Raw genomic sequence first — 22,582 nt, 5'->3', positions numbered from 1 at the left:
GTCACAAGGGATCTGGCTAAGCCTATAGTGTGATGCTTTTTACCACATTGCCTTCAAAATCCTTAACGATGAATTCTCCATCCTCAATGACACCGTAGGAATTCGGATTATTCTCTTTAGGCAGCGATATGGAGCCGGGATTCAGCACATATATCCCCTCTTTTTCATCCGCAACCGGAATATGAGTGTGCCCCTGAATAAAGATATCCTTCTCGGAAAGTGCCGGTAAATTCTCAATGCTAAAGCCATGCCCGTGTGTAATATAGATCCGTCTACCTTCATGCAGGAGCATGACATAATCGCCCATCATCGGGAATTGCAGCAACATCTGGTCCACCTCAGCATCGCAGTTACCCCGTACCGCCGTTATGGGCTTCTTTTGGTTATATTCATTCAGTTTATTAGCAACTCCCTGTGGGTCATAACCCTTCGGCAGTGGATTTCTGGGACCGTGATATAAAAAGTCTCCTACAATAACAAGACTGTCTGGCTGTTCTACCTCAACCTTTTCCAAAGCCCGTTCTAGCCAGAATAAAGATCCGTGAATATCGGAAATAAACATTAGCTTCATCATGTATTCTCCTTTTCGACTAAAGTAGATCATGTCCTTAGGTTACAATTTTAACCTTGAATATGCCAACAACGCAAAAGCGGACGTTCCCTAAAAGGAACGCCCTGCTCTATATGCCTCAATTCTTACGGCAAATTCGATGATCCCATCAAGAACCGGTCCACTTCGCGGGCTGTCTGACGACCCTCATCAATGGCCCAGACTACAAGACTTTGTCCGCGGCGCATATCGCCTGCGGTGAATACACCTTCTACATTGGTTGCTTGTGCTCCGAACTCCGCCTTGGCATTTCCACGCTCATCACGTTCCACTCCAAACTCGCCTAGTACAGTCTCTTCGGGACCTGTGAATCCCAATGCGAGTAGTACCAGCTGCGCCTTTAGAACTTCCTCACTGCCCGGTACTTCAACTGGAACCATCCGTCCCTGTTCATTACGAGTCCACTCAATTCGCACGGTATGCAGCTCCTGCACATGTCCACAATCGTCGCCGACAAAACGTTTCGTCGAAACAAGATAACGGCGTGGATCTTCTTTATACAGCGATGCCGCTTCATCTTGGCCATAGTCCACCTTAAGAACCTTTGGCCATTCTGGCCACGGATTGCTAGGCTGACGCGTCAGCGGAGCCTGTGGCATAATCTCAAGCTGGATCACACTACGGCAGCCGTGGCGAATCGACGTAGCTACACAGTCTGTGCCAGTATCTCCGCCACCGATTACAACTACATCCTTATCTGCCGCGGACAAGTATTCGCCATCAGCAAGCTCTGAATCCAGTAAGCTCTTAGTATTCAGTGTCAGAAACTCCATAGCCTGATGAATGCCCCGCAGCTCACGACCAGCTATAGGAAGATCTCGTACCTGCGTAGACCCGCCACACAAGACAACAGCAACATGTTCCGCCCTGAGTTGTGATGCCGAGATATCTCGCCCAATCTCTGTACGAGTTACGAATGAAATGCCTTCAGCCGCTAGCAGGTCTACTCGGCGCTGAACAGTCTTCTTATCCAGCTTCATGTTCGGAATACCATACGTCAGCAAACCGCCAATCCGGTCTGCCCGTTCATACACGGTCACCGAATGCCCTGCCTTGTTAAGCTGAGCTGCACAAGCAAGACCTGCCGGACCCGAACCCACTACAGCTACCTTTTTACCTGTGCGAGTTAGTGGCGGTTCTGGCACAATCCAGTTTTCTGCAAAACCTCTATCTACAATCGCCTTTTCAAGCGATTTAATCGTAACGGGCTTGCCGTTCATCCCTACCGTACAAGAGCCTTCACAAGGAGCCGGACACACACGTCCAGTAAATTCAGGGAAGTTATTGGTCTTATGCAGACGTTTCAGCGCAACCTCCCAATTTCCACGATAGACCATATCATTCCATTCTGGAATCAGGTTATGCAGTGGGCAGCCGGAAGCCATACCAGACAACAGACGTCCTACATGACAAAATGGCGTGCCACAGTCCATACAGCGTGCCCCTTGCTCGCGCAGCTTCTCTTCATCCATAGGAATCGAAAATTCATCCCAATTCTTAATCCGCTCCAGCGCCTCACACTCCGAAGGCGTCTGCCGTTCAAACTCTAAGAATCCGGTTGCTTTCCCCATCTCTTTCATCCTCTCTAAATATCCCCACAAAGTGGGGCTTTGCTTCGATGCATACTCAGGTACTTTGCGGGGGCCCCAAATATATACTTTCTAAACCGTTAAAAAAGAAAAATACTCTCTATAATTGTCTGTCGTTATGCTTATGCCACTCTAAAGCACCAAAGTAAATGCCTTCATATTAACATCCAATATCATCATCGAAAATGAATAATGTCACCTTTTTATGTAAAATGAAACAATCAAATTAAGGAAATAGAAAGACAGAAAAAAGCACACAGTGTACTGTACCTGATTGATGTACGTTACTCTGCATGCTTTTCACTAATTGTCTTGTAAAATACTATCTATTTCGCCGTCAGTACTACCATTCCGATTCCATTTACCGTTAGCTTATTTCCAGTCAGATCCTGCGTGAGGTCAGCCCCAAAGATGGTCTTCCACGCTCCAAGCTGTGGCAGAACCACAGTGGTCTGTTCAGCATTCGCATTAAAAAGAACATAGATATGCTTCTCTACATCTCCTCCAGCATGGCCACGTAGCGTATAAGATACTGCGCTTACTGGTGCTTTTTCAAAAACCAAATGGCTCCGAATGTCATCTGCTGTTCGCATACGGAAAGCCGGATGAGCTTTGCGCAGTGTAATTAGCTGCTTCATATACATCACATCTTCCTGATGCGCAGCGCACAATTCCCAATCCATGCGATTGATCTCGACGGAGGATTTGAAGCTGTTCTCCACCCCGTCCTTCGTACGCATAAATTCCTGACCCGCATGGATAAAAGGAATTCCCTGACTCATGAACAATATCGCAGAAGCTAGCCTATGCATGGAGCGGCGCTGAGTGACCGTCTCACCCTCGGTGGACAATACTATTTTATCCCAGAGCGTATGATTATCATGACACTCCACATAGTTAACGGTTTGCTGAGGCTCCACGGCAAATTGCTTAATCCCTGAACTGAAGGCAATTCCTCCTGCAACCCCTGCCTTGATCGCAAGCTCTAAGCCCATCATTCCGCTGATAAAGCCTGGCTGATCGTACAAAAAGATATTTCCTTTGATGGCATCTCTGAAATCATCATTAAATTGCCCGATTCTCGGGAGAAGAGCTGCATTCTTCTGATGAGCGAGCCGTTCCATCGGCAGCACTGTCCCCATGATCCAGCCTTCACCAATCGTAATGATGGATGGATCTATTTCATCCAGACGTCGCCGAGTTTCCCTCATAGTATCGACATCCATCAAACCCATCAAATCGAAGCGGAAGCCGTCAATATGGTATTCTTTGGCCCAATAGATCACGGACTCCACAATGAAGCGAGACATCATCAAGCGCTCTGTAGCCACGTCATTCCCGCAACCAGAGCCATTCGACAGGCTTCCGTCTTGTTTATAACGCAAATAATAGCCAGGAACCAGCTTGGTGAAATTTACGCGGTATCCGTCGTACACATGGTTGTAAACAACATCCATAATGACACGGAGACCCCGATCATGAAGCGCTTGAATCATTGTTTTTAACTCTTGGATTCGTAGTCCAGGCATATACGGATCCGTAGCATAGGAGCCTTCAGGCGCATTATAATTCTTCGGATCATAGCCCCAGTTAAAATGCGGTTCATCCAGCTTCGTCTCATCTACACTCTCTGTAGAATAATCATAAATAGGCAATAGCTGCACGTGGGTCACACCGAGATTCGCGATATGATCAAGCCCTGTCAAAATTCCATCAGGTCCGCGAGTTCCTTCTTCCGCCAAAGCGAGATATTGCCCCTCGTGAGCCATGCCACTTGCCGGATGAATAGATAGGTCACGTAAATGAAGTTCATAAATGATGGCGTCTACAGGATCCTCAAAAGGCGGCTTATCTTCCGTCCACCGCTCAGGATCTGTCTTGCGTAAATCTAAAATAGCCCCTCTGTCGCCGTTCACGCCAACAGCCCGTGCATAAGGATCAGCCGCTTCATTCCACTGTTCGCCTAGACGCACTCGGTAGGTATAGAATTTGCCGTCTAGATCACCGTCAACCGTAGCTCTCCACGTTCCCCGGATATCACGATTCATAGCATATTTGCACACTGCTGCTCCTTGCCACGAATCATAGATTACCAACTCTGCTTCCTGAGCCGTAGGGGCCCACAAGCAAAATGATGAACAGGCCGGTGAATACGTCAGCCCCAGATCATCCCCGTCATAGCTAAACAACTGATCAAACTCCTGTGCGAATACGGAAATTCCTTCAGTAGTCGCAGGATCACCATAATAAATGGGTTCCTTCATTTCCTTTTGTACGGACAAAGCACCTATCCCCTTTTCCAGTTATTAACTGGATTATAGTATGATCCTCTAATTAGTGCAAACGTTTGACTCAAAATAATTAGATCATTTTTTCAGGGCAATCCCCTAGCCGAATCGCAATCAATTAAGAGGTTCTACGATATTCATTCCGACCATCGTAATGATGTCTTTATTTACAAAATACGGAATACGGCGTTCCTTACCAAGAGCAATCTCACCGTCCTTATACCTCACACCATTATCCTGAACGATGAGGATTGGACGATCTCCGTTATCAGGCACCTCATATCCTATTCCGAGTACCCAGTGGTAGTCGTAAGCGAATTTCCCTCTCCATCGGAATTTAAACCATTTATCAAATTTAACAGCTACAGGCCGACCCGCATCAATCTCCGCTTTATATCCATTGAAATCATTAAAAGTGGTAATGAACAGCTTATGCTTCCCTTTCGGTAAAAGCGATGAATGGATATAGTCTTTCAGTCCTTTGGTAAAACGGCGTACACTCATCCCCAAAGGGGTCCCTCCGTGATGACTATATATGTAATTAATATGAGCTGCTTTGGAGTGAAAATGCCCTTTGCCACGAATAAAGTCCATTCTTAGCTGGGTATTCCAATACTCGGTTAAAGCCGCCATCGTCGCCGGTCCACATGCAGAAGACGGGGATGCAACCCCAGCCTCCCACTGTGTATATGGATCCGCTGGTAGTTTGTTACTGAGACTGGACATTCTATGCTTCATCAGGATGGATTACCTCTTGAGGGTTCCGGATTAGAAGCTGAAAGGGCAGGGCCTTCCGGGAGTAAAATCACATTTGCGCCAACATCCATTGGTACCTCTGAATCAGATCCTGATTCTATTTCCTGTGTGGATTTCCACTCTGTCTGAGCAACTACTTCCTCATCACCCTCATATCCGCTTTCAGGATTAATCTGTAGCGTAAAATAGAAATTGGCGCCCTCTCCTTCGCTACTCTCCACCGCAATTGCTCCACCCATCAGCTCGACGAGCTTCTTACAAATCGCCAGCCCTAACCCCGTCCCGCCATACTTACGATTAAACGAGGAGTGCAGCTGGTAGAACGATTGAAACAGCAGATCCTGCTTCTCTAAAGGAATACCTATCCCCGTATCTCTAACATTAAATTTCAAAGTCGATTTCTTTGGATCTTCGGACATATTCTGTTCCACGTAAATACAGACGCTGCCCCGATCAGTAAATTTAATCGCATTGCTGACCAGATTGACCAATACCTGACGTAGTCGCCCTGCATCTCCCATAATGAGCGTTGGAACTCTTGCCGCCATGCAATAAGACAGCTCGATATTTTGTTCCAAAGCCTTTGCCATAAATAAATCCGTTACACTGTCCAGAACCTCTTGAAGACGCACAGGCTCATGTACGATCATCATTTTACCGGCCTCAATTTTACTGTAATCGAGAATTTCATTAAGAATATATAGAAGAGAACTACTACTCTCTTTAATAATATCTGTATACCCACGTTGCTCTTCATCCAGTTCCGTCTCTGCAAGCAGATCAGTCATCCCCACTATACCGTTCATAGGTGTGCGTATTTCGTGACTCATAACGGCTAGAAACTCAGATTTAGCCTGATCCGCTTTTTCCGCAGATTCCTTCGCCCGAATGATCTCCTTCTCATCTGTAATATCCCTGAACACTACTACAACGCCCTTAGGTTCACCTTTATCGAATAGAGGGGTTACCTGATACTCCGCAAGAAAGCTTGTACCATCCTTACGCCACAAAACCGCATCCTTACTCTGAAAAGATACCCCTGACCTAATAGCCTTCATAAGTGGAGACTCCTCAGGCCGATAATGGATCCCATCAAGCGCCGTCTGCTGAATATGATCCAGATACGAATGACCCATGATTTCATCATGTTCATAGCCCAGCATTTGCAAACCTGCAGGGTTGATGAAGGTCACCTTCTCCTCCATGTCGAGTCCAAAAATACCTTCTGAAACCGCATTTAAAATGAGGGTGTACTCATTGCTTAGCTTTTCAATTTGTTCTGTATATCGTATACGTTCCGTAATATCACGGGAAATACCATACACACCAACCACTTGATCGTCTACAATAATCGGAATATTAGTCGTATTAATCTCTACAAAATGGCCTTCTTTATGAATAAGCGTCAGCTCATAGCTTTGGGGATATCCCTTAGCGGCTAGATTAAAATGATATAGCGTCTTCTCCATGTCCTTCTCATGCACAACAGGACCAAAGTACATTCCAATCAGTTCATCCAGCGAATACCCCGTCAACTTCTCCAGATTCGCATTGGCTGTCAAATAATCACCTTGCAAATTCATAGAGTACACAGCAGAGGGATTATATTCGAATAAGGATTTATAGCGTTGTTCGTTCTCCTGAAGCTTGAATTCGAACTGTTTACGCTCTTCAACTGCATGACGGGAGATTAAATCCAGCGAGTTCTCAGACATCAATCTATAATAGCGTTCGCTTTGAAGAATCTGTTCCTCCATCTGCTGCTGATCTTGATGATCTACCGTTTGTTGATCTGCAATCTTTCGGTTCGTAATATCTTCAGCATACACTATGATATACGAAAGGGATTGTCCTGCCCCTAATCCTGAGAACGTTAGGGAAAGCCATACTGGCTGACCCGCTTTGGTACGAATGCATTGTTCCTTCTTATAGCTAACCGCTGGTGAATTCTGAAGTTCTTCCATTTCTGCAAAAATAGCTCCAGCAAGAAACTCAGCTTCCGTTAAGCCAAGTAGATTGCAAAAAGTCGGATTGACCTTTAGCCAGTTGCCATTGTCGTTATTCAAAGATAGTACGGCCATTCCCTCTGGGGACCTCATAAATGCATGTTCCAACATAGCGCTATATTCTACTGAGTTATCCATCTACGCCAGACCTCCTTTGTTGCGAACGTTGCACTCCTCTATTCCCTTCTTATTTCAGTATACGATAAGAGAAGTGAGTAAAGAAATGTCCTGTGCATCATTTTGAATAGTGAATAGTTTAATTTTAAATATTGACTGGATGGTCTGAGACAAACTATTATTAAACATAATATATCGTTCGTAACCTATTACGTTGGAAGCACCCGTAATAAAGGCTCTTGCCTTTGCTACGGGTGCTTTTTTTTGTTGTCATTAGGGTTACGGAAATAGGAGGAGAGCAAATGAAAATATTAAAGTCAGTGCCCTTACTACTACTGACGGTCCTGCTACTGCTAAGCACATCAACGGGAGCTTTTGCTGCATCTACGACGGAACTAACACCCTCTATTCAAGCGGCTTTTGATCTGACGGCTGCGACGGCAGAAAGCTCTGCCAGAGTTAAGCTGACTACTCTATACAATGATTTATCCACCTTAAAGCTGCAGTATGACCATCGCGAGGAACAGATCCGAATCCTTCACTACAATAATGAGCAAGCGTTGATTGTGGTACGTCAACAAATTAAAGGGATTGATATTGAAGCAGTAACCCGGCTAGAAACCACCGTTAAGAGCTGCAAGCAGCGCTATCAACCCTTATTCGACCAGTATAGTGCACTTACTAAGCGAATTAGTATCGCCAAGGGTTTTAAGGATAAGACCTTGAATGCCGTACTGCGTGCCCAAGGTGATGCTATGAAAATCTTGGTTCAGTTGGCACGCCAAGAGATCAGCGACAAACAGAATCAGCTGAACGCAGCCAAAAAGACACGTACCCAAAAGATAGCCGAAGCTCGCAAGACCTTATCTGGCATTGAAAGTCCTCAAATCACAATCAAATCTAACAAAAGCGTTATCACTTCGTTAAACAAACGGATCTCGGCAGATTGGTCTGACTTTAAAGCAGCGATACGTAAACAAAATCTTACGTTAACCACCCAGTCCCTATCTTCACTGGTCTCCGGTTATCGTCAAATCGCAACCCACAAACAAAAAGTAATAGAACTCGAACAAAAGGTCTCCATTGTTATTGCGAATACGAAGAAACAAATCAGCTAGTGGACTTCTTCTTCGCATTTGCTCTGCGGTAAGCCATCACTTTGCGGTACATGCTTTTATTAGGAAGATGTTTGAAAATATACGGATCTGGATTAGTATTCACTTCAATAATCCAAGGAGTCATGTAACTGTCTAATCCTACATCAACACCAATCTGTTTAAAACCGGGATATTTCTTATGGTAGAAACGCCCAGTATCCTCTCCTAGCTTTCTCAATATCTTAAGCATCTGATCTTGCTGAGCTTCGTTCAAATAAGGCGACAGCAGCTTCTCCATAGCCGTTAACTTACCGCCGCTATGATAGTTGGTCACGATCTTGCCTTTCTCAGCTACTCGGCCGATCAGCCCGGTAGTTTCCCATTTACCACGCGGACTGAGCTGGACCATAACGCGGATATCAAAACGATGCTTTCCGTGCTTCAACAAAACAATCCCTCTCTGAATCAAGTAACTACGTCCGCGTGTCGCTTTCTTGAGTAATAAATAAAAGGTGTCATAGGCTCCAAAGGTTTTTATCTTTGTTCCAGTTTGGTATTTGTATTCTATTCCATGAGAACCCTTACTCTGTTCAACCTTCATCACACCATTACCATAGGTACCATGCTCCGGTTTAACGTAAATCATCCCGTATTTCAACAGCATCGTCTTTAAGTTTGCTTTGCTAAACTTCACAGTCTCTGGAATCAGCGGTGAAATCGTAGAACTTTGCATGAGCACCTTGGTTTTAATCCATTTGCTAGTCAATCCAGACTTATGTTTCGTTCCCAATTGCCCTCTCCCCTGTCATTCGAATAATGGTCACAACCATAGTTAGCCTTAGTATTTTATGCTTCGACCATGTGAATGGAATGGGCCCCACGCCCTCTCCGCTTTCAGATGTATCTCCAGTTTACTAAGCTGCATATGGTGGGAAGAGGATAACCATTAGCGGATCAGAGGAGGCGTGAACCATGCATATTTGTATCATTGCACCGGAGCAGTTCCCGGTTCCGGGAGACGGTTCAGTAGAAATCTGCATTTGGGCCATTGCCAAAAGGCTGGCTGAGAGACATAAGGTTACCATTGTGAGCCGGAGAGCACCGGGACTGCCCGAGGCTTCAATATTGGAGCAGGTCAGAATCATTCGATTGCCCGCAAGTACTTCCGTCCATTATCGTACTTCGGTATTAGACTACATTCAAAAAGAGTCATTTGATATGATTCAGATCGATAATCGCCCCCATCTTATGTCTGCTGTAAAGAAACGGCTCCCTCATATTCCAGTATTTCTATTTCTGCACTCTCTTACATTCACACCGGGGACAGTTAAGATTGCTAGGGACTTGTCTAGAGCAGATCTGATCATTGCGAACAGCCACTCTCTACAGCGAAGACTAGCCCGGCGCTTCCCTCAATTGAACAAAGAGATCCGTATTGTCCTTCTCGGAGCGGATCTTGATCGATTCACTCCAGTACTAACACAGGAAAAATACCATCTTCGCAGACTTTATAGACTCCCGAAGGTCTTTACCGTCTTGTTCGTCGGTCGAGTCATTCCCCGCAAAGGGGTGCCTGTATTGATACGTGCTATGTACCATTTAAATAAACATCTCCCCGCTCATCTTGTAATCGCAGGCAAAGGGAAACCGTCGTATTTGCGACAGTTGAAGCTGCTTGCACGGCGATTAGGAGTGCACGTCACCTTCCTAGGAAATGTTGCTCATGAAGATATTCATACCCTTTATCAAGCAGCGGACTGCTTTGTATGCCCTTCTCAGAATCATGAATCCTTTGGTCTTGTTAATGTAGAGGCCATGGCGTCCGGAATACCGGTTATCGCTTCTTGCAATGGGGGTATCCGGGAGATTATTGTCTCCGGACATAACGGATATTTGGTAGAACGATATCGCGAGGCCTTGCCTTTTGCAAGGGATTTGCTGCGACTAGGCCGCAATCCAGAGTTAGTAGAAACCATTGGGAAACAAGGAAGAGCGGATGCGCTTGAAGTCTTCAATTGGCAGCGTACAGCAACCGATTTGGAGCGGCTTTATCAAGCTGCCTTAATACAAAGGTAGAACAAAAAAATAGTCCGTCTCTAATGACTGGAGACGGACTACTTTTATTTAAATAAATTGAACAATCGTAAGTACAAGCCCTACAACAAAACCGCATAAGGCGCCGTTCACACGAATCCACTGAAGATCTTTACCCACTTTATCCTCCAGCATGTTCACTAGACTAGCATCATCCATGCTTTCCAGATTCTCTTTCACCAAGAGACCGATCCGGAAGTGGTTAGCCTCTACAAATGCAATTAATGAAGCGCGAATCCGCTCCTCCCAGCTACTGATCCATTCTTGTTCCTTGCTAATACGACGCATAAGCAGGGTATAGAGCGCAAATAACTTGCGTCCTCCAGCTGCCCGGTCCTCTTCCAATAAGGAGAGTACCTTACTACGCACATTTTCCAATTGAGTATGCAGAAAAGCGGTTGCTGCTTCTCCCTCAAGCTCATTCAGTGCCCATTCTTTTAATGACGCCAGCTTAGCTTCATCATTAACAATCTGGAACAGCGCCACCCGAATTTCCCGGATGATCTCTTCACGGTAGGGGCTATCCTCTTCACGAAAATCGCGGATACCGGACTGTAGCATACCTTGCAACATTTCACCAAGCATATCCGCATCCATGAACCCAACGAAAGCCTGAAAAGCCATACCTTTAAGTCCGCCAAGCTTCACTTCAGCCAGTTTCTCACTGGCGATCTTACCCAGCATAGCTTTCGTTTCGGGGCGCCCACTCCAATTAGATACCCCTTCCAGCGCATAATCCAGAGCAGCTACATCTTTTCCAGCGTTCATCAATTTAGTGACAATTTTATCAGCCGCAACCCCAAGCTCGGCTTCATGAATATATTCGGAAGCTGCCTTTTGAAGGAATGGTACAGCCTTCTCTACCGGAAGACGTGACACGAATTCGCTAAACTGCTCCAGGATTTGGGCTCTTGCCTTCTTCTTGCTGAAGAACTTCGTCAGCAGCTTGGAACCCATAGACATAATACCAAACTTGCGCAGCTTGTTCTCAATACTCTCTTTGTTCAGTAGCTCAGTCTCCATAGCGGTGATTAACGACTGGATAATCTTATCCCGATTCTTGAGCAGCAGTGAGGTATGTGGAATACGCAGACCCAGCGGATGGCGGAACAGCGCGGTTACCGCAAACCAGTCGGCAATCCCCCCTACCAGACCGGCCTCAAAGCCGCCTCTTAGTAGAATCACAGCGAGATTCTCAGGTAGAAATAGTGTAATCAGAAACCCACATGCCATAAAGGCGAGTGACATGGTGGCTAAGTTTTTGGATCTCACGAATAGTCCCCCTTACATATACAGCTGCCGATGTCCTTACGCAGGAAAAATATCGACGGATCACGTCCCACGAACATGAACTGACGATAGACTCGGCTAGTCGATTAGTTTGACAACTATTGTACCACGACTGAACTATTTTCTAAAAATATACGATTAAGATATGAATGAAAAGGGGTTTTTGGTTTTCAAAATATTAATGATAAGATACAAGTAACGTTCTCACAGCCCGCGAATGGACAACTATGACTGGATAAGGAGATCATACAATATGCTGATTGCTTTAGATATGGATGGAACATTGCTGAACGAAAAAGGGAACATCAGTCCAAAGAACCGAGAGGCGATTATAAACGCTCAGAATTTAGGTCACATTGTAATTATTGCTACGGGACGCTCTTTTATGGATGCGGAACGACAGTTGCGGCTGGCGGATCTGGAATGCCCTGTAGTCAGTCTGAATGGCGCAGTAGTTACACTGTCTGACCGCACGCTCGCGGCAAGTAAACCGCTGAATAAGGCGGACATCATTCCTGCGTTACGCTGGATGAACGAAATTCCGGATTTGTATTACGAGGTATACACAGAGGACAACGTATATGTAGAACTGAACAAACGGGTAAAATTAGAAAAATTATCTGCACTGAGCGAAGAAGAAGTACCCGAGGAAGTCAGCTGGCTGCTAAAAGCAATGATCGATCAGCAGTTTCAACAAGCGGCTGTAACTTACGTCGAGAGTATGGAAGAGATCTGGAGCAAAGAGGAGAATGTCATTTATAAAACGTTAGCCTTTTCTCTAAACCGGGAACTGCTCAAAGAAGCCTCCACCCGTTTCGCCGCGATCCCTGGCCTCATTATTACAGCCTCCCATGTCAATAATATCGAAATTAACCACGAGGATGCCAACAAAGGCTCCGGTGTTGCTATGCTAGCCGCTCACTATGGCATCCCGCTAACTGATGTAGCCGTAATGGGTGACAGCTATAATGATCAACCGATGTTCGAGATGGCTGGCTACCGAATTGCCATGTCTAATGCAGCACCGATTCTAAAAGAAATGGCTGAATTTGTTACCGTCACTAATGATGAAGATGGGGTTGCAGCAGGACTTGAGCATCTTTTGAATTTGAACAGGAAATCTCCTCTGTCATAGACTGCCAAAATAACCTCTAACAGCATCCTGAGGATGGGTTAGAGGTTATTTTTAAAATATAAGAATTTATATGTTCCATGCTATAAATTATCCTTATATTTCTCGCTTAAACACTTGCCGCCCTTATAGGGACGCCGAAGGCGCTTATGCTTGCAGAATACCTTAACTAATTATAGCTACAGCTTTATACAAGGGTGATTGTCCAAGCTTAGCGGCTTTGCAAACTCAACATCTTTTAACAACTCGTTATTCCGCTTATTTTGTATAACACGTGATTCGCATAGCCCTGACTGAATCTCCTTGAGTATTTGACGATTCTCATCATATAAGGTAACTGCCAGTATATGATCATCCTGTCTTACAACCAGCTCCATATTTGGCTTAACTTCAAGCGATACCGTTTCAAAAGGGGACACATCGATCATAACTTCCAGTCCTACATTCTTGAATGTATAGGAGTATGTTGTTTCAAGTCCACGGTTATATGTAGCTTTAATACGTCCATTCCCTATATTCACATCATAGGCCAAGGATTCAAGCTCTTGGGGAATTCTTGGAGCAATCGTCAGTGTATTGTTAATCAGGTCCGGACGGATCCCTAAGAAGTATTGATACCACACACGCAGCTGCTCAGCATTAGACCAAGCTTGTAGGTATGCACCCGTCAACTTCGCCCAGCTCTCACCTTCCAGCGGATAAGCATCCATATTCTCACTAAGTCCTCCGACTACACCCAAATTCAAGGCCTGCCAGTTCATATTCTTGAATAGCTGATAGGCGGTTTCTTCCTGCCCCGCTTCAATCATACGCTGCATCGCAATACCATTAAGCCAAATCCAAACCGCACCGTTATGGTAAGCCTCGTCTTTCGGATAATGAGAAGTTAAATGAAACGGGCGGAACAATGGATGATGTCTATCTAGCGAAGCAACGCCCCATGGATAAACCAACTCTTCCCACGCGGTACGAATCGCTCTAGCCTTAAAATCATTATCGTCAAACATTTCAAAAGCAAATAACTGGTTCGGGCGCAGGGAGAATTCAGGCTTGTCTTCTGCGTCCAGTCTGTCTGCTAAATAAGGATGAGCTTGATCAAAGAAATCGACCTCAAAATGATGCTTCAAGGTTTCAGCAATGCCCTTCCATTTATCAGCATTCACTTTGTCATCCATATATTCAGCAAAGTAAACACCAGCAAGCAATTGGTTATACCAGAGTGCTTGAATGTCATTGGCACGGGTATCCCGAGGAGAATAAGACTCCAAATTACCATCCCGGGCATCCATCCAAGTTTCATTATCTGCGTGCTTCAAGTACCCTTTATCATCTACCCAATATTTTATGGAACCTTCAATACTATATTGTACATTGTGATAAAGCTCTCTAATGATCGCTGTATCTCCCGAATATTTAACGTAATCCTGCAACTGGATAATGAATCGCGGCGTACCATCCGTAGTATGGTAATCCACCTTTCCAGGAGACAAGATATTTGGAATTCTACCAAAGTATTTAGAATCTTCGTCCGTATTCTGAAATTCTGCGAATGACAGCAAGATATTTCTAGCCGTTTCGAATTGCCCTGTAACTAGCACGGCTCCCGGAAGAGCTATAAATTGATCCCGTCCCCAATATTCGTTAAACCATGGCAATCCTGCATAGATACCATCACCCTGCTGTCTAGTAACCAACTGATCCATAGTGATATTCAACCAATTCATAGCTAAAGTAAGCGTATCATCACTGCTGGTTAGATGGGCATTGTGGTGTAAGAAGTCTTCTAGCCGCTTAACACGTTCATCTTTCAAAGTGCCTATATCTTGCCTAGCATTAAGGATTAACCTTACTGCTTCTTCGGTTGTCTTACCTGCAGCGATATAATATCCTCCAGCGTTTGCATCGGCAATTAGAATTTCATTATCCATGTGCAAAGGTGAAAGGTTGATAGCACTAACTGCAATCACCCAATCTCCCTCGATAGGGCTAAAGTAGGCGACATGATCTTGTTGGTTTATATAGCTAACATTCTCTCCGCTTAAAGTAATGCCTATGGCTTCCTTCGCATTAGCGAGACTAATTTCTAATAGATTATGATAATCCAACAACCAAAGCTCTTCAGTCAGTTCCGCATGCTTACGCACCATTTTATAAGGATAGGCCCAGACTTCAGATTGCCGATTGTCTAGCTTCTGCTCACCTACGAATAAAGTGTACCCACCGAAAATTCTATTCTTAGCGATATTAAATCCCTCAAAAAATGCATGTTCCACATGATCCGTGTGATGCGATTGCGTAAAATAAAATGCTGCCTCTTTATTCGTAAATGAAATACCCCGATTGGCTTCTTGAGAGACAAATGTCTTCATTTCATCCAGAATTGATGTATGAACTTGATTACTATTCATTGTAAGCCTCCTACTTGAAAATAGTAGACCGCTATGAAACCTCATAGCGGCTGTCTACTAATATTTATTCTTTAACCGAACCCACAACAATCCCTGTAACGAAATACTTTTGCATAAACGGATAAATCAACAACAATGGCAGCGTGGAAACCACGATTTTAGCAGCGTTCAAAGTCTTATTCGAAACTTTTGCTAATTCCATTAATTTTTCAGGATCTGTAATGTTCTGAACATCAACGCTAAGCTGTTGGATATACGTTTGCAATGGATAATTCGCCGTTTTATTAATATAAACCAGGGCACCAAAGTAATCATTCCAATGCCCCCCCACAAGAACGACTCAATCTTCTGCTTAAATCCCAGTCTATAGGCTATGGACTCAAAAATGTAAATGACCGGGCTATGCTAATGTACGGACCAGAATACGGCTTGTCCATTAGCAGTATTGTAGACCTGGGAACGCAGGTCTCATTTCGATTCCCATCCAAAAGATACGAAGGTGGCTCAGATCTATAACTCTTCTAAATGCAGTGATGTTAACTGGATACGCTCAAAAAGTCAACCGGGACAGGTACGCTGGATTCAAAAAGACCCGGTTGATTTTCTTCGGTGAACATAAAATATTAGGGGCTAGCAATCTACATGTTGAGTTTGAATCCTGCTTATTGCGCTACCCTAAGTAGTTAATTATCAAGGGTGTCTTTCTCCCCCTCCCATCCGGCAGAAACGCGCACATAATCCCCAACGTCAGGAAATGCCACCAGTTCAATGATGATCAATTCGAGCGGTGTAATCGCCCGCAGACCATGTCTCGCACCCGCAGGTACCGTGACCGTGTCTCCGGCAGCAACCACATGAAGAATGCCGTTCATACGGTACTCTCCACTACCGGAAAGAAAAGACCATATTTCTTTAGTATGCCTGTGAAAATGATAGCTGGTGTGCTTCCCTGCCAACATGGCGATTTTGGAAGTCGTAACCTCAACTCCTGTTGCTGTTCGTGAGAAATCCAAAATACGGGAGCTCCCCCACCGCTTCTCTTCAATCATCGGCTTCGCGGCATGACCCTCCAGCTTCTGCTTGATCCGTTTCGCCTGCTCTATCCCAGCAACCAAAATGCCATCCGGACCTACCGCCACGATCAAACCTGGGGCACCGATGATATGCACAGGACAAGAGAGCTCGTTGACTAAATGTGTTCCTTTTGAATCCTCAGAGATACTTCCCCTGCCAATTACTTTTTCTTGCAAATGAGAAGCAAGCGCATCCCAACTGCCAATATCCGCCCATACCCCGCTATAGGGAATAACTACCGCTCGCCGCGTGTGTTCCAGCACCTCATAATCAAAGCTTCGTTCTGGCAATTCGTCATACCGCTCCAGCAGCTGAATGTAATCCACTGGAAGATCCCTTCCAGCCATACAAGAAAGCAAGTGCCCCAACGAACAGGAGAACACACCGCAGTTCCACAGTCCTCCACGGGAAATAAACTCGGCGGCCCTCGCTTCATCCGGCTTCTCTGCGAACTGCTCAACATTTAGAAAGGACGTACCACGTGAACCTTCACTTGGTAAAATATATCCAAACTGTGTGGAGGGGAATTCAGGTGTAACACCTATCAGGGCAATATCCGCCTGTGATTCTGAAAGTACATTGGGAAACCGTTGAAGCTGCTTAAAAAAGGAAGCCTCCACATATGAATCCACCGGAATGACGACTATAATCTCTTCTAGGTCTATCTTCTTCACGGAGTGCAAGTAGCTCGCCGCCAGCGCGACCGCAGTAAAGGTTCCCCGCTTCTGCGGCTCCGCCAGCAAGGAAACCTGATCGCCAACGGATTTGCGGGTAATCTCCACCTGACTGCGATGGGTTACAATGGAGCTTGAATCCAGCAATCCTGCCTCCTCCAGCCCTCTGCATACTCGCTCGATCATCGACTCCATACCGCCATTTTCTGTGGGAAGAAGTCTTAAAAATGCTTTTGACCTGATCTCATTCGACAACGGCCACAGCCTCTTCCCCGATCCCCCTGAAAGGAGTACGATTTGCAAGCCTATCGCCCCCCTGCGCTGGACTTACTACTCGGTGTTCTCACATACCCTTTCCGTTTATGAAAAGACAACGATCTATACTTTTCCGCCAGCCCATTCAGCTTCTGCTTGGATAGCTGACCTGCATTCATATGGAGGCCTTTATTGCGAGCTTTTTGGATCTTCATCCCCCCACGATCCTTCGAATATAGGTAATTACCATAAGTTTCGAATTCAGAGAAGGCAAACTGCTTGGTGCGGTTCATGCTGTGTAAAATCGCCGAATACCAGGGCTTCTGATGCTTGATTTCGATTTCTCTTTTCATTTGAGTCAATTTGCTGCGTTCAAACAGCATATAATGCGTCACAAAAGAGGAAGCGGACGCCGCCTTCCTACCCATAAGCTTCTTATAGGTTGCAAAGTACTGAGGCTGACTCCAATTGCGGCTGTAAAAAATCGTCTTCCCTTTCTCACGGAACCGATGAGGAGCGATTAAGACCGTATCTGCATCAATGACTAAAAAATAATCAGCCGTACACAGCTTGTCACCATTCAGCTTCAACAATTGCTGGAACAACCAGCCAGAGCGTTCCCATGTCCGTGAACGGTAATGGATATCTTTTTTTGTAATCGGCAGGACCGTATTCTCATCAACAAATGTGCAGCCCTTTTTTCGGCAGAAATCTAGTATCCGTGTCTTTTTTGGAGCAACAATCAGTATTCGACCTATCGGATGCTTAACATGTGTTCGGACAGCGTCAATAACATAGGGTAGTGTAGCCAAATCCTTCTCGATCGCCGGAATCAGTACATCTATGGTAACGGCATGTCTTATGCGAACCTTATTGGGCGAGGGCATACGCTCATCTCCATATCATGATTTTGCTTTAGGATATGAGCATGATGAGGAAAGGGAATGGGCTACTGTAAACATAAAAGAGGGATCACAAGGAGGAATAGGCACCGGACAAATCTGCGATGCGTGGGGAGTATAGTTGTACTTGGAGGAGAGTAGCCAAATTGTACTACCATTTAAAAAGTAACAGAACCGCACCCAGCGTAATCAAGCTCGCAGCAACAAACATATTGATTTTAAACATGTTGGTTACAAACATTGAAACCTTTGCAAACCGAGTAGCGACTAAGTTGAGTCCACTAAGCACAATAACGAGCGGGAGGACGAACCATGCAGAATGAGCGACCACTAATGCAGCCTCAGTTTGAAAAGCTGATGCACAAATGCACTCGCAGCGCCTGATTCGCACACAGTGCTCGATTTGCTCTTTTTCAGGGCATTTATGCCCTTCTTTTCGCTCGCGGTGCCCGATTTGCTCTTTTCTGGGGCATTTTTGCCCTTCTTTTCGCTCGCAGAGCCAGATTTGCTCTCTTCTGGGGCATTTTCGCCCTTCTTTCCGCCCACGGAGCACCATCCCCGCATTTCTACGGGATTTATACCGTACATTCGACCCACGGAGCCCCATTCCAGCAATTCTACGGGATTTATACCGTACATTTCACTCGCGGAGCCAAATTCCAGCATTTCTACGGGATTTATACCGTACATTTCGCCTACAGAGCCAAATTCCAGCATTTCTACGGGATTTATACCGTACATTTCGCCTACAGAGCCCAATCCCAGCAATTCTACGGGATTTATACCGTACATTTTGCTCACGGAGCCAAATTCCAGCTATTCTACGGGATTTATACCGTTCATTTCACCCATCGGGCCCCATTACAGCTATTCTACGGGATTTATACCGTACATTCCGCCCACGGAGCCCATTTCCGCATTTCTACGGGATTTATACCGTACATTTCGCTCACGGAGCCAAATTCCAGCTATTCTACGGGATTTATACCGTACATTTCACCCATCGGGCCCCATTTACGGGATTTATACCGTACATTCCGCCCACCGAGCCCCACTCTCATAACCAAACTCCACCTTTCCCCAAACTATATCCAGCATTTTTTTCTGTGCAGCAAAAACGCTGGGATGGTATATTGTAGATTGGCTAAATTTAAGACACTATTTAAGATGAACCCAAAGCATCATAGAATTAGATTCTTTGAGCTCACTCTATACAGAAATATATGAAGGTGAATCTATTGAATAAGCTCTTATTTCATAATATCCCGCTGGGTGCTACTGGCGAACGCATCCCGCAGGCGGCAGTAGCTTCAGCACAGACCAGCAGGGAGCTGGTGAAGCGGGAAGAGGGGGACTCCGCTTATTTTCGCAGGTTGGAGGAAGGTGGCATCCTGCTCAACCGTCCGCAGATTGCCGCCGTACGGCATCATAAAGGGCCGCTGCTGACTCTAGCCGGTGCAGGCTCCGGCAAAACCTCGGTTCTGATCTGCAGAACCGGTTATTTGTTGTCTGTGCGCGGCATCTCGCCGAGTCAGCTACTATTGCTGACTTTTTCGAGTAAAGCTGCGGCCGAAATGCGCGAACGAATCGCCCTGCTCCCGGGAGTAAGCACAGCTGACGTCGCAAGGTTGCAGGCTCGTACGTTCCATTCCTTTTTCTTGTTTTTCTTGCGCAGACAGGGATTGCAGCAGGAGATTTTCAGCGAGACACGGCGCCAGCACATCCTATTGAAGCAGATCATGCGTGAGCTCGGGCTGCCGAAGGATGCTTATCCACCGGAAACCCTACTCTCTCTGCTCTCTTCCTGCAAAATGAACATGGGCACCGTGGAAGACTTGCCAGCTGGAACCACCGCCGAAAAAGAAATGAAATCCATTCTGGAAATATACGAACAATGGAAACAGGACAATTTCAAAATCGATTTCGATGATGTCCTCTTAATCGCTTATCGGATGCTGCGAGAGCGTCCGGCGCTTTTGCAGGAATTGCAGATGAGATATCTGTACGTGATGGTGGATGAGTTCCAGGATACAAACGCCTTGCAGTACGAACTTGTCAAAATGGTCGCTCACCCACAGCATAATCTAATGGTAGTTGGTGACGATGACCAAACGATTTATTCCTTCAACGGAGCGCGTAGTGAGTTCATTTTAGAGTTCGAGAAGCTCTATCCGGGAGCAAGAGTTATTACGCTCGATATTAATTACCGCTCAGGCCCAGCTATCGTTGGACTTGGCAACGGCATTATCAAGCACAATACACGTCGGCGTTCCAAAACCCTGCAAGCCGCAAAAGGCAGTGGAAGTCAGCCCCGGTATATGCGTCCGCAAACTGCAGATGAAGAAGCCGAGCAGATGGTCGAGCATATTTTAAACGAGGTCTCTAGCGGCAAAAGAGAATATAGCGACTTCGCCATGTTGTACCGAGCGTCGAGCAGCAATCGGGCCGTTCTCGAACTGCTCCTTTTACGCGATATTCCCTATATTGATTACGGAGAAGGGCAATTATTGTACGAGCATTGGCTGATCTCTCCGGTAGTGGATCATTTGCGACTCTCCGTGAATCGGCGGAATTTTGCAGCTATGGAGAATATCCTGCCGACGCTATATATGAACCGTGAAAAAGGCATGAATCATATCCGCCAAATGGAGGCTAGACAGCCTAAGCAAGGACCTTTAATCCACCTGTTGTCTATGCCCGGCATGGAAGACTTCAAGGGGGCCAAGCTAAGAGATCGGCTCGATCTAATCCGGAATATGCGTGACCTGACCCCGGTACAAGCGATCCGTCAGATCCGTACCCAATTCTATGATTATTTCATCGAAGCGAATGAACGGCATCAAGCGACCTTGCATCGAGAGACGTTAAAAGAAATGCTAGATGAGCTAGAATCCTCCGCGGCGCGTTTCGACAGCATCCCTGCCTTTCTTGATTTCATAGATAATGTTACGGAGCGTAACGAGCATAATCGTCAACCTGGCACCAAAGAGCAAGGTAACCGGATCGCACTAATGACCATTCACAAATCAAAGGGGCTAGAGTTTCCTGTAGTCTTCTTAATTGGGGCGTCTGAGGGAATCCTTCCGCATAGCTCTGCACTGGAGGGTGATCGGCTAAAAGACCGCAAGCTTGCGGCCGGAAGCAGCGGAGCTTCAAGCTTAGCAGCACTGGAGGAGGAACGGAGACTGGCGTATGTGGCCGTTACGAGAGCCCGAGAGGAGCTATTTATCAGCTCACCCGCACAGCATAGGGGTAAAAAAGCGGAGGTCTCCCGCTTCATGTTATCCGCCTTCCGTTCAGCGGTTTCTTCCACAGCAGCGACTACGGTGAGCAGAACCGTGACGACTAGATCCTTGCCGACCAGCCGAACAGCCGCTACAAAAACTCATGTCGTTCCGGTATGGAAATGCACGGGCAGCAGTTGTCCTGGTTGGACACGCATGAAAGCTGGCGGAGCTGAGGACCATCTAACCTCGAAGCCCTGCCCTCTATGTAGCTCACCTATGGCAAAGGATCAGCGAGAAGTTCCCGTATGATTCAAACGCAAAAAAAAGCAAGTTTCCTCTTCCCTGGAAACTTGCTTTTTATATAAACATATATTTAGGCTGTAGTTACTACTGCTTCTTCAACTTCTTCATGTACAGTCTTAATCTGAATCATTACTGCATTCGGATCGGTCAGCACTTCGATTCCATCTTGGAATATCAGGTCAGAAACTAGCAGCTGATCGCCAATATCAAGTTTACTAATATCTACTTCCATAGAAGTAGGCAAAACGCCCGGCATACAACGAACCTCTACTTCATACAATTCCACTTGCAGTACGCCACCGGATTTCACGCCGATTGCTTCACCCGCAAAATGTATCGTAACTTTACTATCCATATTTACAGACATGTTCACATGTTGAAAATCGATATGCAATATTTTTCCTGACAGCGAACCTTTTTGAATATGCTGAACAATGATTGGCATTACTTCATCGTCAGTGGTCTTTGCTTGCAGAATAGCTCGTGGATTTTTTCTCAAAATGTCCAACAGCTCTTTTTCATTCACTTCTACATTCAGAGTATCTTTACCCACTCCATACAACACAGCCGGGATACGTCCCTGTTCTCTCGCTAATTTCTTTTGGGACTTTGTTTCGCCAGTACGCTTGTTTAATTGAATAAATTTACTCATTTTTTATTTCCTGCTCTCTTTGACCATAAATTCTTGTCAATCCAATTATAACATGACCATAGAATCTAGTCAATTTTAGCCAAAACCCCTCTTTTCCATACAAAAAAG

General features: G+C 45.6%; 18 protein-coding genes. 4 read left to right on the top strand and 14 right to left on the bottom strand.

Annotated elements, in window-relative coordinates; all coding sequences use genetic code 11:
• Positions 1 to 22: 22 nt before the first annotated feature.
• The 5 genes from yfcE to MHH52_RS01700 form a co-directional block, all read right to left on the bottom strand.
• Positions 23 to 571 carry a phosphodiesterase gene (gene yfcE, locus MHH52_RS01720; protein ID WP_340009446.1) on the bottom strand — a complete coding sequence of 183 codons (549 nt, stop codon included), beginning with the start codon at positions 569 to 571 and terminating at the stop codon, positions 23 to 25.
• Between the two features lie 125 nt (positions 572 to 696).
• A complete protein-coding gene (locus MHH52_RS01715; protein WP_340006260.1) occupies positions 697 to 2,181 on the bottom strand; it encodes a glutamate synthase subunit beta in 1,485 nt (494 codons plus the stop codon).
• Between the two features lie 344 nt (positions 2,182 to 2,525).
• The gene (gene pulA / locus MHH52_RS01710) at positions 2,526 to 4,481 is read right to left on the bottom strand and encodes a type I pullulanase (protein ID WP_340006259.1); all 1,956 of its coding nucleotides are present in this window, start codon (positions 4,479 to 4,481) and stop codon (positions 2,526 to 2,528) included.
• Between the two features lie 120 nt (positions 4,482 to 4,601).
• Positions 4,602 to 5,225: a C39 family peptidase gene (locus tag MHH52_RS01705; protein ID WP_340006257.1), complete on the bottom strand. Its 624-nt coding sequence runs from the start codon at positions 5,223 to 5,225 to the stop codon at positions 4,602 to 4,604.
• Positions 5,225 to 7,387, bottom strand: a complete 2,163-nt coding sequence (locus MHH52_RS01700; protein ID WP_340006255.1) for a PAS domain S-box protein — start codon at positions 7,385 to 7,387, stop codon at positions 5,225 to 5,227. The genes MHH52_RS01705 and MHH52_RS01700 overlap by 1 nt, the downstream gene beginning before the upstream one ends.
• A gap of 281 nt (positions 7,388 to 7,668) precedes the next feature.
• Here MHH52_RS01700 and MHH52_RS01695 point away from each other — a divergent pair, with 281 nt between their 5' ends.
• Complete coding sequence (locus tag MHH52_RS01695; RefSeq protein WP_340006254.1) at positions 7,669 to 8,484, top strand: hypothetical protein; 816 nt, start codon at positions 7,669 to 7,671, stop codon at positions 8,482 to 8,484.
• Here the strand turns inward: MHH52_RS01695 and MHH52_RS01690 are convergent.
• Complete coding sequence (locus tag MHH52_RS01690) at positions 8,477 to 9,253, bottom strand: YheC/YheD family protein (RefSeq protein WP_340006252.1); 777 nt, start codon at positions 9,251 to 9,253, stop codon at positions 8,477 to 8,479. The two genes, MHH52_RS01695 and MHH52_RS01690, sit on opposite strands and share 8 nt — an antisense overlap.
• A gap of 182 nt (positions 9,254 to 9,435) precedes the next feature.
• On the opposite strand from MHH52_RS01690, the gene MHH52_RS01685 reads away from it, so the two are divergent.
• Positions 9,436 to 10,539 (top strand): glycosyltransferase family 4 protein, encoded by a 1,104-nt coding sequence (locus MHH52_RS01685; protein WP_340006250.1) that lies wholly within the window; start codon positions 9,436 to 9,438, stop codon positions 10,537 to 10,539.
• 48 nt (positions 10,540 to 10,587) lie between these two features.
• Here MHH52_RS01685 and MHH52_RS01680 read toward each other — a convergent pair whose 3' ends face one another.
• The gene (locus MHH52_RS01680; RefSeq protein WP_340006248.1) at positions 10,588 to 11,829 is read right to left on the bottom strand and encodes a DUF445 domain-containing protein; all 1,242 of its coding nucleotides are present in this window, start codon (positions 11,827 to 11,829) and stop codon (positions 10,588 to 10,590) included.
• Between the two features lie 271 nt (positions 11,830 to 12,100).
• On the opposite strand from MHH52_RS01680, the gene MHH52_RS01675 reads away from it, so the two are divergent.
• Positions 12,101 to 12,982: a Cof-type HAD-IIB family hydrolase gene (locus tag MHH52_RS01675; RefSeq protein WP_340006246.1), complete on the top strand. Its 882-nt coding sequence runs from the start codon at positions 12,101 to 12,103 to the stop codon at positions 12,980 to 12,982.
• A 176-nt stretch (positions 12,983 to 13,158) separates the two neighbouring features.
• On the opposite strand, the gene MHH52_RS01670 is transcribed toward MHH52_RS01675, so the two are convergent.
• The 6 genes from MHH52_RS01670 to MHH52_RS01645 form a co-directional block, all read right to left on the bottom strand.
• Positions 13,159 to 15,387: an amylo-alpha-1,6-glucosidase gene (locus MHH52_RS01670; RefSeq protein WP_340006244.1), complete on the bottom strand. Its 2,229-nt coding sequence runs from the start codon at positions 15,385 to 15,387 to the stop codon at positions 13,159 to 13,161.
• 64 nt (positions 15,388 to 15,451) lie between these two features.
• Positions 15,452 to 15,718: a hypothetical protein gene (locus tag MHH52_RS01665; protein WP_340006242.1), complete on the bottom strand. Its 267-nt coding sequence runs from the start codon at positions 15,716 to 15,718 to the stop codon at positions 15,452 to 15,454.
• Between the two features lie 352 nt (positions 15,719 to 16,070).
• Positions 16,071 to 17,438 carry a sugar phosphate nucleotidyltransferase gene (locus tag MHH52_RS01660; RefSeq protein ID WP_340006241.1) on the bottom strand — a complete coding sequence of 456 codons (1,368 nt, stop codon included), beginning with the start codon at positions 17,436 to 17,438 and terminating at the stop codon, positions 16,071 to 16,073.
• A 2-nt stretch (positions 17,439 to 17,440) separates the two neighbouring features.
• Positions 17,441 to 18,277, bottom strand: coding sequence for a DUF6492 family protein (locus MHH52_RS01655; RefSeq protein ID WP_340006239.1), 837 nt, complete (start codon positions 18,275 to 18,277; stop codon positions 17,441 to 17,443).
• 166 nt (positions 18,278 to 18,443) lie between these two features.
• Positions 18,444 to 18,623 (bottom strand): hypothetical protein, encoded by a 180-nt coding sequence (locus MHH52_RS01650; RefSeq protein ID WP_340006237.1) that lies wholly within the window; start codon positions 18,621 to 18,623, stop codon positions 18,444 to 18,446.
• On the bottom strand, positions 18,623 to 19,093 hold the full coding sequence (locus MHH52_RS01645) for a hypothetical protein (protein ID WP_340006236.1): 471 nt from the start codon (positions 19,091 to 19,093) through the stop codon (positions 18,623 to 18,625). Before MHH52_RS01645 ends, MHH52_RS01650 begins: the two co-directional genes overlap by 1 nt.
• 437 nt (positions 19,094 to 19,530) lie before the next feature.
• Here MHH52_RS01645 and MHH52_RS01640 point away from each other — a divergent pair, with 437 nt between their 5' ends.
• A complete protein-coding gene (locus tag MHH52_RS01640; RefSeq protein ID WP_340006234.1) occupies positions 19,531 to 21,828 on the top strand; it encodes a UvrD-helicase domain-containing protein in 2,298 nt (765 codons plus the stop codon).
• Between the two features lie 64 nt (positions 21,829 to 21,892).
• Here MHH52_RS01640 and MHH52_RS01635 read toward each other — a convergent pair whose 3' ends face one another.
• Complete coding sequence (locus tag MHH52_RS01635; protein WP_340006232.1) at positions 21,893 to 22,474, bottom strand: 50S ribosomal protein L25; 582 nt, start codon at positions 22,472 to 22,474, stop codon at positions 21,893 to 21,895.
• Between the last annotated feature and the right edge of the window lie 108 nt (positions 22,475 to 22,582).

Origin of the sequence: Paenibacillus sp. FSL K6-0276 (assembly GCF_037977235.1) — a bacterium.
In the GTDB taxonomy this organism is placed as follows: Bacteria; Bacillota; Bacilli; order Paenibacillales; family Paenibacillaceae; genus Paenibacillus_AQ.
Note: the sequence above shows the minus strand (reverse complement) of the source record. Positions and strands in the feature narration are given on the sequence as shown.